General features: G+C 31.8%; 12 protein-coding genes. 4 read left to right on the top strand and 8 right to left on the bottom strand.

What is annotated here, in order from left to right; genetic code table 11:
- Positions 1 to 83: 83 nt before the first annotated feature.
- From BUA46_RS10335 to rpsU, 3 genes are all read left to right on the top strand, one after another.
- On the top strand, positions 84 to 2,756 hold the full coding sequence (locus BUA46_RS10335; RefSeq protein ID WP_019387678.1) for an AsmA family protein: 2,673 nt from the start codon (positions 84 to 86) through the stop codon (positions 2,754 to 2,756).
- A gap of 200 nt (positions 2,757 to 2,956) precedes the next feature.
- Complete coding sequence (locus BUA46_RS10330; protein ID WP_019387677.1) at positions 2,957 to 3,820, top strand: sigma-70 family RNA polymerase sigma factor; 864 nt, start codon at positions 2,957 to 2,959, stop codon at positions 3,818 to 3,820.
- A 36-nt stretch (positions 3,821 to 3,856) separates the two neighbouring features.
- Complete coding sequence (rpsU, locus tag BUA46_RS10325) at positions 3,857 to 4,051, top strand: 30S ribosomal protein S21 (protein ID WP_019387676.1); 195 nt, start codon at positions 3,857 to 3,859, stop codon at positions 4,049 to 4,051.
- An 80-nt stretch (positions 4,052 to 4,131) separates the two neighbouring features.
- Here the strand turns inward: rpsU and BUA46_RS10320 are convergent, their stop codons facing one another.
- Entirely contained in the window at positions 4,132 to 4,371 is a 240-nt protein-coding gene (locus tag BUA46_RS10320; protein ID WP_019387675.1) for a hypothetical protein, read from the bottom strand.
- Positions 4,372 to 4,433: 62 nt separating this feature from the next.
- Positions 4,434 to 5,228, bottom strand: coding sequence for a DUF2797 domain-containing protein (locus tag BUA46_RS10315; protein ID WP_019387674.1), 795 nt, complete (start codon positions 5,226 to 5,228; stop codon positions 4,434 to 4,436).
- A gap of 42 nt (positions 5,229 to 5,270) precedes the next feature.
- Between BUA46_RS10315 and BUA46_RS10310 the strand changes: the two genes are divergently transcribed.
- The gene (locus BUA46_RS10310; protein WP_019387673.1) at positions 5,271 to 6,785 is read left to right on the top strand and encodes a GH3 auxin-responsive promoter family protein; all 1,515 of its coding nucleotides are present in this window, start codon (positions 5,271 to 5,273) and stop codon (positions 6,783 to 6,785) included.
- A gap of 394 nt (positions 6,786 to 7,179) precedes the next feature.
- Here BUA46_RS10310 and clpX read toward each other — a convergent pair whose 3' ends face one another.
- The 6 genes from clpX to BUA46_RS10280 form a co-directional block, all read right to left on the bottom strand.
- A complete protein-coding gene (gene clpX / locus BUA46_RS10305; RefSeq protein ID WP_019387672.1) occupies positions 7,180 to 8,412 on the bottom strand; it encodes an ATP-dependent Clp protease ATP-binding subunit ClpX in 1,233 nt (410 codons plus the stop codon).
- A gap of 71 nt (positions 8,413 to 8,483) precedes the next feature.
- The gene (gene clpP / locus BUA46_RS10300) at positions 8,484 to 9,158 is read right to left on the bottom strand and encodes an ATP-dependent Clp endopeptidase proteolytic subunit ClpP (RefSeq protein ID WP_019387671.1); all 675 of its coding nucleotides are present in this window, start codon (positions 9,156 to 9,158) and stop codon (positions 8,484 to 8,486) included.
- A gap of 143 nt (positions 9,159 to 9,301) precedes the next feature.
- Positions 9,302 to 10,630, bottom strand: a complete 1,329-nt coding sequence (gene tig, locus BUA46_RS10295; protein WP_019387670.1) for a trigger factor — start codon at positions 10,628 to 10,630, stop codon at positions 9,302 to 9,304.
- 203 nt (positions 10,631 to 10,833) lie between these two features.
- A complete protein-coding gene (locus tag BUA46_RS10290; RefSeq protein ID WP_019387669.1) occupies positions 10,834 to 11,181 on the bottom strand; it encodes a phage holin family protein in 348 nt (115 codons plus the stop codon).
- 15 nt (positions 11,182 to 11,196) lie between these two features.
- Entirely contained in the window at positions 11,197 to 11,964 is a 768-nt protein-coding gene (locus BUA46_RS10285; RefSeq protein WP_019387668.1) for an alpha/beta fold hydrolase, read from the bottom strand.
- The gene (locus BUA46_RS10280) at positions 11,964 to 12,677 is read right to left on the bottom strand and encodes a pyridoxine 5'-phosphate synthase (RefSeq protein WP_019387667.1); all 714 of its coding nucleotides are present in this window, start codon (positions 12,675 to 12,677) and stop codon (positions 11,964 to 11,966) included. The genes BUA46_RS10285 and BUA46_RS10280 overlap by 1 nt, the downstream gene beginning before the upstream one ends.
- Positions 12,678 to 12,752: the final 75 nt, after the last annotated feature.

The raw sequence follows: 12,752 nt of genomic DNA, 5'->3' as shown, positions 1-12,752 counted from the left end.
TAATAATAAGATAGTTCTTCATCTTTAAATGGCATTTTTGCGTATATTATAATGACTGTTTTTATATACAAATCATATTCTTTATGAAGAAAGCTTTAAAAATTACCAGTATTACTTTACTTATTTTAATCGCGCTTTTGGTAGCCATTCCTTTTGCATTTCAGGGTAAAATAAAAGACATGGTAAAGCAAATAATAAATCAAAATTTAAATGCACAAGTGGAGTTTAGTGATGTGAGTTTGAGTTTTATTCGCAGTTTTCCGCAAGCACATATCAATGTAAACGATTTGGTTATTACCAATTTTGAACCTTTTAAAGACGAAACTTTTGCAACTGTTAAAGATATAGCCTTTACCATGTCTATTAAAGAATTGTTTAAAAGTGCTAATGAAGACCCAATAGTCATTAACGCCATAAACATTGATGAAGCGCTCCTAACTTTGAAGACTGACAAGTTAGGCAACAACAATTACGATATTACCAAAGCTGATACTAATAACGCTTCCGCAGAAGGGGATTCAAGTAGTTTTTCTTTCGATATTGAAGATTATAATATCAAAAATAGTGCAATTAACTATTTGGATGAAGGTTCTAACATCATCTTTCATATTACCGAATTTAATCATGAAGGTCATGGTACATTTTCAGCTGAAAATTCAGAATTAATCACAAAAAGCGAAGCCAATGTTAGCTTTTTTATGGATAGCACAAGTTACCTGAGTAGTAACCCGGTAAAACTCGACGCTATTATTGGTTTAGATTTAAAAAACAGCAAATACACGTTTAAAGAGAATAAAGGTTTCATTAACGATTTACCTATAGAATTTAAAGGGTATGTGCAACAACTTGAAAACGGACAAGAAATTGACATATCTTTTGAAAATCCAGAATCTGATTTTAAAAATTTTCTTGCCGTTATTCCTAAAACCTATTCAAAGAATTTAGAAAATGTACAAACCACTGGCGATTTCAAATTAAAAGGTCAAATTAAAGGATTAAATTCAGAAGAAACTATCCCTAATCTTGACATTAGCATCACATCAAACAATGCTTCATTTAAATATCCAAACTTACCTAAACGTGTTGAAAACATTATAATTAACACCGAAATAAAAAACACAACGGGATATGTTGATGATACCTATATAGATATAAAGGCATTGAACTTTAAAATTGACGATGATGTTTTTAAATCATCGGCATTATTAAAAAACATTACAAAAAATATGCTGGTTAATGCCAATATTGATGGCACGCTAAACCTCGCTAACCTTACAAAAGCATACCCTATTGAATTGGAAAATGCCCTTACGGGGATATTAAAAGCGAAACTGAATACGGCTTTTGACATGAACGCTATTGAAACCAATGCCTACCAGCGTATAAAGAATAATGGTTCAGCTAGCATTTCAGATTTTGTATTTTCTTCAGAAGACATTGTAAACCCAATTCATATTTCTCGAGCAGATATGACTTTTAACCCTGGAACTGTTTCATTGAATAATTTTAAAGCCAAAACAGGCGATACCGATTTAAATGCCACAGGAACTATTAATAATTTATTGGGCTTTTTATTGAGTGACAACAACTTAAAAGGAAACTTTAATGTTAGCTCAAACCTGTTTAAAGTGAGTGATTTTATGACAGAAGACCAGTCTTCAAAAGCGAATAAAACTACTGACAAATCTGAATCTTTAAAAATCCCTGCATTCTTAGATTGCACCATAAACGCTGATGCGAAAACGGTTGTTTATGATAATTTGAATTTAAAAAATGTTACAGGAAAACTAATAATTAAAGACCAGCAAGCGACCTTGCAAAATATGAAATCGAATATTTTTGACGGGGCATTGTCCATTTCTGGTGATGTATCAACTAAAGGCGAAACACCAGATTTCAACTTGAGTTTAAGTGCCGATGGATTTGATATTTCAGAATCATTTAAAAATTTAGAATTATTAAAAAGTCTTGCGCCAATTGCGAAATTACTCGATGGAAAATTAAATACAACTCTTAACTTTTCAGGAAAACTAGACCAAGAATTCTCTCCAGATTTAAATACCATTTCTGGGAATGCCCTAGCAGAATTATTAGCTACAAGAATTAATGCTAAAGAAGGCGAATTATTTAGCAAACTTGAGGGCGCACTAGGGTTTATTGACTTCGATAAATTAGATTTAAAAGACCTAAAAACACAACTCGCTTTTGCCAATGGTAAAGTGAGTGTTAAACCTTTCGATTTAAAATATAAAGATATTGCCATTACGGTTTCTGGTTCTCATGGTTTCGATAAAACCTTAAACTATAATGCCGTTTTTAACGTACCAGCAAAATACTTAGGAAGTGATATAAACAGGCTAATAGGTAAGATAAATTCCGAAGAAACGAATAAAATTACCATTCCGGTTACAGCAAATATTGGAGGAAGTTTTAACAGCCCCACTGTTAAAACCGATTTAACAAGTGGAGTTTCGACTTTAACCAAACAACTTATTGAGATTGAGAAACAAAAATTACTTAATCAAGGTAAGGACAAGGTAAAAGATTTAATTGGTGATGTTATTGGTGGGAATAAACAAAAAACAGATTCTGTAAAGCAAAAACAAAATGATGCTATAAAAGATGTTTTAGGAGATATTGTTGGAGGTAACAAAACCAAAGATTCAACCACCACCAGCACAACAAAAGATGCTGTAAAAAATGTTTTAGGTGGATTATTAGGCAATAAGAAAAAAGTAAAAGACACAGTAAAATAGTGTTTATAAAAAAATCTGAGTCATTTAGCCTTGAGACAAGTTTCTACCTAATATCAATAAAACGTTAAAAAACGTCAAAATTTGAAGATTTTTGAACGTTTTTACGCGTTTTTACTTAAAAACATCCTGTTTTATTAGGTTTTCTGACTTTTTTGACTATGTTATAAGGAAGTCTAATTTCATAAAATCTATAATAATATATGCGCCAATTAAAAATTACAAAACAAGTTACCAATCGTGAAACTAAATCTCTGGATAAATACCTTCAGGATATTAGCAAAATTCCCTTAATCACAGCCGATGAAGAAGTGGAACTAGCAAAACGTATTCGACAAGGAGACCAAGAGGCATTAGATAAACTTACAAGAGCCAACTTACGTTTTGTAGTTTCAGTATCAAAGCAATACCAAAATCACGGACTATCATTACCCGATTTAATTAACGAAGGCAATGCAGGACTGGTTAAAGCGGCAAAACGATTTGATGAAACTAGAGGTTTTAAGTTTATATCATATGCAGTATGGTGGATTCGTCAAGCAATTTTATCTGCATTAGCACAACAATCTCGAATAGTTAGATTACCTTTGAACAAAATTGGCTCAATTAGTAAAATTAATAAAGCCTATTCGTATCTAGAACAGCAGCATGAGCGAGCGCCAAGTGCACAAGAAATTGCTACTAATCTAGATTTAACTGTTAATGATGTAAAGCAGTCCATGAAGATTTCGGGTAAACATGTTTCCATGGATGCACCGTTTAAAGAAGGAGAGACGTCTAATTTATACGATGTTATAAAGTCTAGCGAATCTCCAAGACCTGATGCTTCACTGATAAAAAACTCATTAACCATTGAAGTTAATCGTGCATTAAACACGTTATCAGAAAAAGAGGCGATTGTGATAAAGCACTTTTTTGGTATTAATGCAAAAACACCCAAAAGCCTTGAGGAAATAGGAGAAAATTTTGGATTAACTAGAGAAAGAGTAAGACAAATAAGAGAAAAAGGTATTCGTAAATTACGTCATACCTCAAAAAATAAAATATTAAAAACGTATTTAGGATAAGCCTAAAACAAAAAAATCAAATATTAAATTCAAACTATGTTAAAGATTATAGTAAAAGATGGCGAGAATATAGAACGCGCCTTAAAACGTTACAAACGTAAACACAGAAATATTAAAGTAATGCAGAACCTTAGAGATGGTCAGTTTTTCACTAAACCCTCTGTAAAAAGACGTCGTGAAGTGCAAAAAGCAGCATATATTCAAAACTTAAGAGATCAAGAGGATATATAATCATATATAACTTCTCATAATTTAAAATCCCATTTACATTAATTGTTTATGGGATTTATTATTTTCTTCCCTCTTCAATTTTAAGAATCGTTATTATTTTTTCTGTAATTTATGGGTCTATCTTCATAAAAATGATCAAAAGTTTTATCAGTACTATAACGGTCTTTTAAAACCTTATAAACCATAATTAATAGAAAGGCTTGCCCCAAACACATGGTATAAAATACCCATGAAAAAGCAATATTCATAGAAACCATAACGGTGAGCAATACTAAAATAAATGTAGTAAGTGCTACATAAAACATTACTGGAATTTTCATTTTTTATTTTCAAGATACTAAATAACAGAAAATTAACCCGTTACAACCTTGTTAAAAATGACTTAATGAATTGTTATTTGAACAACCAAGCCTTCATTAGCACGTACATTAAAAACGGTTTCATCTTCAAAAATGAGGTATTGCCCTTTTATACCTACTAATTTACCTGTGTAAGCATGTTGTTTAACAATATTTAAGCTTTTTGGTTTTTCAGGATATTTAAATACTGGAAATTCGAGGTTTGTTTCTGTATTACTTTCAATAAAATAATCTTTTGCTTCTTCTGGAATATAAGATTTTAAACGTTCGCGCCATTCTACTAAATTTTCATCTTTTATATCGTTTTTAAGCATCGAGCGCCAATTGGTTTTATCGGCTACATAATCTTTAAGCGCAACTTCTGTGACTCCAGCCAAATACCTATTTGGGACCTCAACAATTTCAATGGCTTCATGTGCCCCTTGATCTATCCAGCGTGTGGGAACTTGGCTTTTTCTAGTCACCCCAACTTTTACATTACTTGAATTCGCTAAATAAACGATGTGCGGTTGTAACTGAACTTTTTTCTCATATTCTAAATCTCTATCGGCAATATCTAAATGTGCTGTACTTAACTCTGGTCTCATAATCCAATCTCCCGCTTGTGCTACATCGTAAAAACATTGCCTATCATAACCTTGTCTGAATATCGGTTTATCCAATCCACAGTTTAAACACTGATATTTTACAAATTGTATGGTAATAGTTTTATTGAGTAATTGATTCATATTTATAAAATCATTCTCAAACACTAAATAATACTGAATTGGACTAGTAAATTCAGTTTCCATTTTTGTTAGAACACCTTGGTAGGTCATAAAAAAAAGTCTTATTTTTAGAATCTTAAAGATAGCATAAATATGTCAATTCCATTAGTAAATTCTATTGCGTCATGGTTTTTAAAAAAGCGATTTCATCAAATTGAATTGTTTTTAAAGTACCCAAACGAAGTGCAGGAAGAGCTCTTATTGAGCTTGTTAGATTTTGCGAAAAATACAGAAATAGGTAAGGAATTTGATTTTGCATCTATTAAAAATTATAGAACGTTTGCAGAACGCGTTCCCATTAAGAATTACACGGGATGGCAAAGTACAATTGAACGATCGCGACAAGGTGAAAACAACATTTTCTGGCCCACACCTATTAAATGGTTTGCTAAGTCAAGTGGAACTACAAGCGCAAAAAGTAAATTTATACCTGTAAGCGAAGAATCATTAGAAGATTGCCATTATGCAGCCAGTAAAGATTTGTTGTGTATGTACTTAAACAACAACGAAAACTCGCAACTATTTACTGGCAAGAGTTTAAGGTTAGGAGGTAGTAAGGAATTGTACAAAGAAAACGGTACTGTTTTTGGCGATTTATCGGCTATTTTAATTGATAATATGCCATTTTGGGCAGAGTTTAGCAGCACTCCAAGTAACAAAGTCTCACTAATGAGCGATTGGGAGCATAAGATGCAAGCTATAGTTGATGAAACTATAAACGAAAATGTTACCAGTCTAGCAGGAGTACCTTCTTGGATGCTTGTCTTGTTGAACAACGTGTTAGAAAGTTCTGGAAAACAAAATTTACATGAAGTTTGGCCAAATTTAGAAGTGTATTTTCATGGTGGCGTTAGCTTTACACCTTATAAAGATCAGTACAAAAAAATTCTACCAAATAAGGAATTTAAATACTATGAAATTTACAATGCCTCTGAAGGTTTTTTTGCCATTCAAGATCAAAATAATTCCTCAGAATTACTACTGATGCTGGATTATGGTATTTTTTATGAATTTATCCCAATGGAAGTGTATGCGACTTCAGAAGAAAAAGCTATTCCACTTAGCCAGGTTCAACTCAATAAAAATTACGCAGTCATTATAACTACAAACGCAGGTTTATGGCGTTATAAAATTGGTGATACCGTAAGATTTACGTCTTTAAATCCTTACCGTATTAAAATTTCTGGAAGAACTAAACATCATATAAATGTTTTTGGAGAAGAACTCATTATTGAAAATGCAGAAAACGCACTCAAAAAAGTTTGCAAACGAACCAAGTCAGAAATTGTAGATTTTACTGCAGCACCAATTTTTATGAAAGGCAAAGAAAAAGGTGCTCATGAGTGGTTAATAGAGTTTAAAACACCTCCTAAGGATCTCGATTATTTTAATGAATTATTTGATAATGCATTAAAATCATTAAACTCAGATTATGAAGCAAAACGTTATAATAATATCACCCTTAACAAGCCGAAAATAAATATTGCACGCACACATTTGTTTCATGATTGGTTAAAATTAAATGACAAATTAGGTGGACAACATAAAGTACCTAGACTTTCAAATTCTCGTGATTATATTGAAGATTTACTGAAACTGAACAACTAACCACTTTCTTCAAAACTCATTCTAGAACATTTATTGATTTATTAAATCAAGGTTCTTAACTTCTTCATATGTAATAATTAGCAAAACAAACTATGAAGTTAAAAAATCTCAAACTATTTTACACATCAAATTCATATTCATCATTTAGATTTTATCGATAAAAGGTTGTCATATCGATTAAGTGCTACCAAAAAAGTTTTTAAACGAGTATTTCGTCTTATAGTCTAAAACACAGTTTGTGGTCATTGCCCATGTATTTATTAGCTATACTTTTACGTCAGATTAAAAGAGTAACAAAAACTAAATAACGTATATCCATATTAATTAATATCCATAAATAAAAAAAACCACGCTATATAGCGTGGTTTTTTTATAATATTAATTGACAAACTATTTAAGAAACTGCTTTAAGTTTCTTTAAAGTTGTTTTTGTTAATTTATCTTCGGCATAAGCCTTTGTCACATTTAATTTTTTCTCGTTACTACTTGGCAATTCAAACATTGCATCGGTTAAAATTTCTTCGCATAAAGAACGTAATCCTCTGGCACCCAATTTATATTCAATTGCTTTATCTACAATAAATCCTAAAGCCCCGTCTGTGATGGTAAAGTCTATATTATCCATCTCAAACAACTTTTTGTATTGTTTGATTATAGCGTTTTTTGGTTCTGTTAATATGGCTCTTAAAGTATCTGCATCTAACGGATCCATGTATGTTAATACCGGTAAACGTCCTATAATTTCCGGAATTAAACCAAAATCTTTTAAATCTTTTGGTATAATATATTGCAGAAGGTTATCTTGATCGACAACTTCATCAGACATTGATGCGCTGTAACCAACTGCTTGCATATTTAAACGTTTTGAAATAACACGATCAATACCATCAAAAGCACCACCGGCAATAAATAATATATTTTCTGTGTTGACTTCAATAAACTTTTGGTCTGGATGCTTACGCCCTCCTTTAGGTGGGACATTAACAACGGTACCCTCTAAAAGCTTAAGTAATGCTTGTTGAACACCTTCACCAGAAACATCTCTAGTTATAGATGGGTTATCGCTTTTACGAGCAATTTTATCAATTTCATCAATAAAAACAATGCCTTTTTCTGCTTTTTCTAAGTTATAATCAGCGGCTTGTAACAAGCGCGTTAAAATACTTTCAACATCTTCACCTACATAACCAGCTTCAGTTAAAACCGTTGCATCAACAATAGCCAATGGTACATTTAACATTCTAGCAATGGTTTTCGCCATTAATGTTTTACCTGTACCCGTTTGCCCAACCATGATGATATTACTTTTTTGAATGTCTATATCATCTGTAGTAACTGGTTGCAATAATCTTTTGTAGTGATTATAAACAGCAACCGACATTACTTTTTTAGTTGACGATTGACCTATAATATATTCATCCAGAAACGCCTTAATTTGTTGGGGTTTACGAAGTTTTAATTCTGCAGATAAGTCACTGCTATCGTTTTGTTTTGATTCCTCTAGTACAATACCATGAGCTTGCTCAATACATCTATCACAGATGTGTGCATCTAATCCCGCAATCAACAAGTTTGTCTCAGGTTTTTTACGACCACAAAACGAACATTCTAATTCTTCTTTTGCCATTAATCTTATTTAATTTTGAGAGTAAAAAGTTATAATTACCTCTGTAACAATTCTTTAAAATTACAAATTATTTATTTGCGAGCCAAAATCTCGTCTATCATACCGTATTCTTTGGCCTTATCAGCTTTCATCCAGTAATCTCTATCACTGTCTTCATATACTTTGTCGTAATCTTGTCCTGAATGCTTACTAATTATCTTATAAAGTTCTTCTTTTAGAATTAAAATTTCTCTAGCCGTAATTTCAATATCACTAGCTTGACCTTGCGCTCCGCCTAAAGGTTGATGAATCATGACACGCGAATGCGTTAATCCGCTTCGCTTACCTTTTTCACCAGCACATAACAATACGGCCCCCATAGAAGCTGCCATACCAGTACAAATAGTTGCTACATCTGGTTTTATAAATTGCATGGTATCATATATACCTAAGCCCGCATAAACACTTCCTCCTGGAGAATTGATATATATTTGAATATCTTTATTAGCGTCTGTACTTTCTAAGAATAATAATTGAGCCTGAATAATATTGGCCACTTGATCATTAATTCCTGTTCCTAAGAAAATAATCCTGTCCATCATTAAACGAGAAAATACATCGAAAATTGCGATATTCATTTGGCGCTCTTCAATAATATTCGGTGTAAGGTTAGTAGGATACATGCTACTTATAATTTTATTATAGTATGTACTGCTTATACCTTGGTCTTTTATCGCGAATTTTTCAAATTCTTTTGCGTAATCCATAGTCGTTTTTATTGTGTTTTTTATTTAACCATCTGACTTACATAAAGATAAGTTTTAATGAATTAAATGTGAATTTTGTTTTTAATAAAAAAGCGCTTAAATCTTTTGATTTAAGCGCTTAAATATAAGCATTTATTATTTATCTATTTGTCACCGTAAACTTCTTTAACAAAGTTTTCGTAACTTAATTCTTTTACTTTAATATTTGCTTTTTCCTTATAAAGACCAAGTAATTTTTGGCTAATTAACTGCTCTGATATACGACGTGCCTCATCCTGATTACCTAACACTCTGGCAGCAATATCATCCAACTCTTTATCAGAAGGATTCATTTGACCAAATTGAGCCATTTGCCCTTTAATCATTTCTTTTGCATGATTCTTAATATCGTCCATAGTTACTTGAACGTTATTTTCTTCAATTAACTTTCCTTCTATTAACTGATAACGCAAGCTTTTTTCAGACTTCTCGTATTCTTCTCTTGCTTGGTCTGCATCTAATTCTTGCTCGCCAGCTGTTTGCATCCATTTTGTTAAAAACTCGGCAGGTAAATCGAATTTAGTATTTTCAACTAAATATTCAGTGACATCGTTTAACAGTTTTTGGTCTGCTTGTTGCGCAAATTGCTTTTCGGCATCTTCTTTTATTTTGGCTTTTAATTCGGTTACAGAAGTTACATTTCCTACTCCAAAAAGCTTATCAAATAATTCCTGATCTAAATCAGCTAATTCACGTTCGTTAATTTCAGTAATTTCAAAATTAACTTCAACATCTAATCCATGAACATCATCATGTCCTAATTTTAAAGCATGCATTAATTCATGCTCGTCATCATAAAGTCCTTTAGTTTTTAATGTAATAACATCGCCAACTTTAGCGCCAATAAATTGTTTTGCAGTAGATTTTCCTTTAAACTTATCTAAAGTTAAAGTTACTGTATTGTTTATCTCTTTTTCCTCGTTAGTAAAAGTACCCGTTATTTCACTGTCTTTTTCAACAGTATCTTGAGAAACTAATTTACCGTATTGTTTTTGAATACGCTCAATTTGCTCATTAATCATTTTATCATCAGCAATAATATGGTATTGCGTGATGGCTTTTTTACTTTTCAATTCTACTTTAAATTCTGGAGCAAGACCCAATTCAAATTCAAAAGAAAATTTATCGGCATCCCAATCTATTTCATCTTGAGTTTTAGGTAAAGGTTGCCCAAGTACATCTAATTTTTCTTCAGTTAAATATTTGTTTAAAGCATCTTGTAATAACTTATTTACTTCATCAACCAAAACAGCTTTTCCGTATTGCTTTTTAACCATCCCCATAGGCACGTGCCCCTTTCTAAAACCAGGAATGTTAGCTGTTTTACGGTAATCTGTTAATATTTTTTCTACTTTATCGCTATAATCTTCTTTAGCGATATCAACTTTTACTACAGCATTTAATGCATCAACGTTTTCTCTTGTAATATTCATTTTAAATGATATAAAACCCTTTTACGGGAGTTTAACAAAAGGTTTTTAAACCTAAATTAATTAATTCACGCTTACGCGAAAATATCCAAATTTAGTAGAAACTCTAAGCCTTTAATGTACAGCGATTTCTGTGACTAAAATTGGGATGCAAAAATAATACATTTTTACATCCCAACAAAGTTTTTAATTACTTGATTTTGAAGCTATTTTTTATCTGTTTTCAAGAAAGACTGTAAAAGCGATTGAAGTATAGATAAAAGAATACTGAATAAGATTGCCCACCATATATTTTCGACTGAAAAACCATCAATAAATTTATCTGCTAACAGAATAATTAATCCATTAATTACGAGCAGAAATAACCCTAAAGTTATGATGGTTACAGGCAATGTGAAAATTATCAAAATGGGCTTTACAAATAGGTTTAGGATAGACAATACAAGTGCAACAATTATTGCCGATATATATCCATCTACATAAACACCAGTTAAGATATTTGCAAGAGCAAATACCGCCACAGCGTTAAGAAGTAGTCTTAAAATTAAATTCATGTTTTTTATATTTATTTATGAATTTACGAAATTAATTACAGCTTCAAAAAAGTCTTTCGGATTTTCGGCATGTAACCAATGTCCAGCATTGGAAATGGCAACAATCTTAACCTTTGAAAAGTGATTTTTTATAATGCGTTCATCTTCAACTCCTATATATTCAGAGCGATCTCCACGTAAAAACAAGGTGTCATTTTCAAATCTGGCATAACTTGGCAAGGGTTCACCAACCTCGGCAACTTCATTTTTTAAAACTTCTAAATTGATTCGTAACCCTAATTGTCCTTTTTCTACCCAATATAAATTTTTAAGTAAAAACATACGGATTCCTTGATCTGATATGAAGTGGCTCAAAACTTTATCTGCCTCACCTCTTGAAGATATTTCATTAAAATCTAAAGCACTTAAACCTTCTAGTATAGCCTCGTGATGCACTGGGTAAAATCTAGGTGAAATATCGGCAACTATTAATTTTGAAACCATTTCAGGATAAGTTGCAGCAAATAACATGGCTGTTTTTCCGCCCATGGAATGCCCTAATAGCACTATATTGGTAAGATTATTAACATCGCAATACTGTTTTAAGTCTTCAACTAATACCTCATAATTGAACTCGGTATCATGAAAACTTCTTCCGTGATTACGCTGATCTACCAAATGCACTTCAAATCCTTCTTCACTAAACTGTGTCCCAAGGGTTTTCCAGTTATCGCTCATGCCTAAAAACCCATGTAAGATAACAAATGGCTTTCCTTCTCCTAAAATATTTGAATGTAAAAGCATTATTTAAGTTTGTTTAAATACATTTGAATTACATTTTCTACACCCAAATATAAACTCTCTGCAACTAATGCATGCCCAATTGATACCTCTAACAAATTTGGTATGTTCTCATTGAAAAACTCAATATTATCAAGCGATAAATCATGTCCTGCATTAATTCCTAAACCCAAATTATTTGCTAATTCGGCACTTTCAACATATGATTTTATCCCTTCAAAATCTCCTTTACTATATTGATGCGCAAATGCCTCAGTATAAAGCTCGATTCTATCAGTTCCAGTTTCTTTGGCGCCTTCAATTTGTTTTAAAACTGGATCAACAAATATTGAAGTTCTAATATTGTTGTTTTGAAATTCTTTAATCACATCAACTAAAAAATCTTTGTGTTTTATAGTATCCCAGCCTGCATTACTTGTTATAGCATCAACAGCATCTGGCACTAACGTAACCTGTGTTGGCTTCACATTTAACACCAAATTAATAAATGATTCTATTGGATTTCCTTCAATATTATATTCGGTATAAACTTCTGGTTTTAAATTGCGAGCGTCTTGATATCTTATATGTCTTTCATCAGGTCTTGGGTGTATAGTCACTCCTTCCGCACCAAATCGTTGCACATCTTTTGCAAACTGTACTACATTTGGCACATCGCCTCCTCTAGAATTTCTTAAGGTTGCTATCTTATTAATATTAACACTTAACTTTGTCATAAATCTATTTTAAAAGACAAAAATACAAAGTACAACAAGCATTGGTACTATTTTTTTGATTAATTTGCGGTACAT

The organism is Algibacter luteus, from assembly GCF_900141715.1.
GTDB classification, from domain to species: Bacteria; Bacteroidota; Bacteroidia; order Flavobacteriales; family Flavobacteriaceae; genus Arenitalea; species Arenitalea lutea.
The sequence above is the reverse complement of the archived record's forward strand: the minus strand, read 5'-3'. Positions and strand labels throughout refer to the sequence as shown.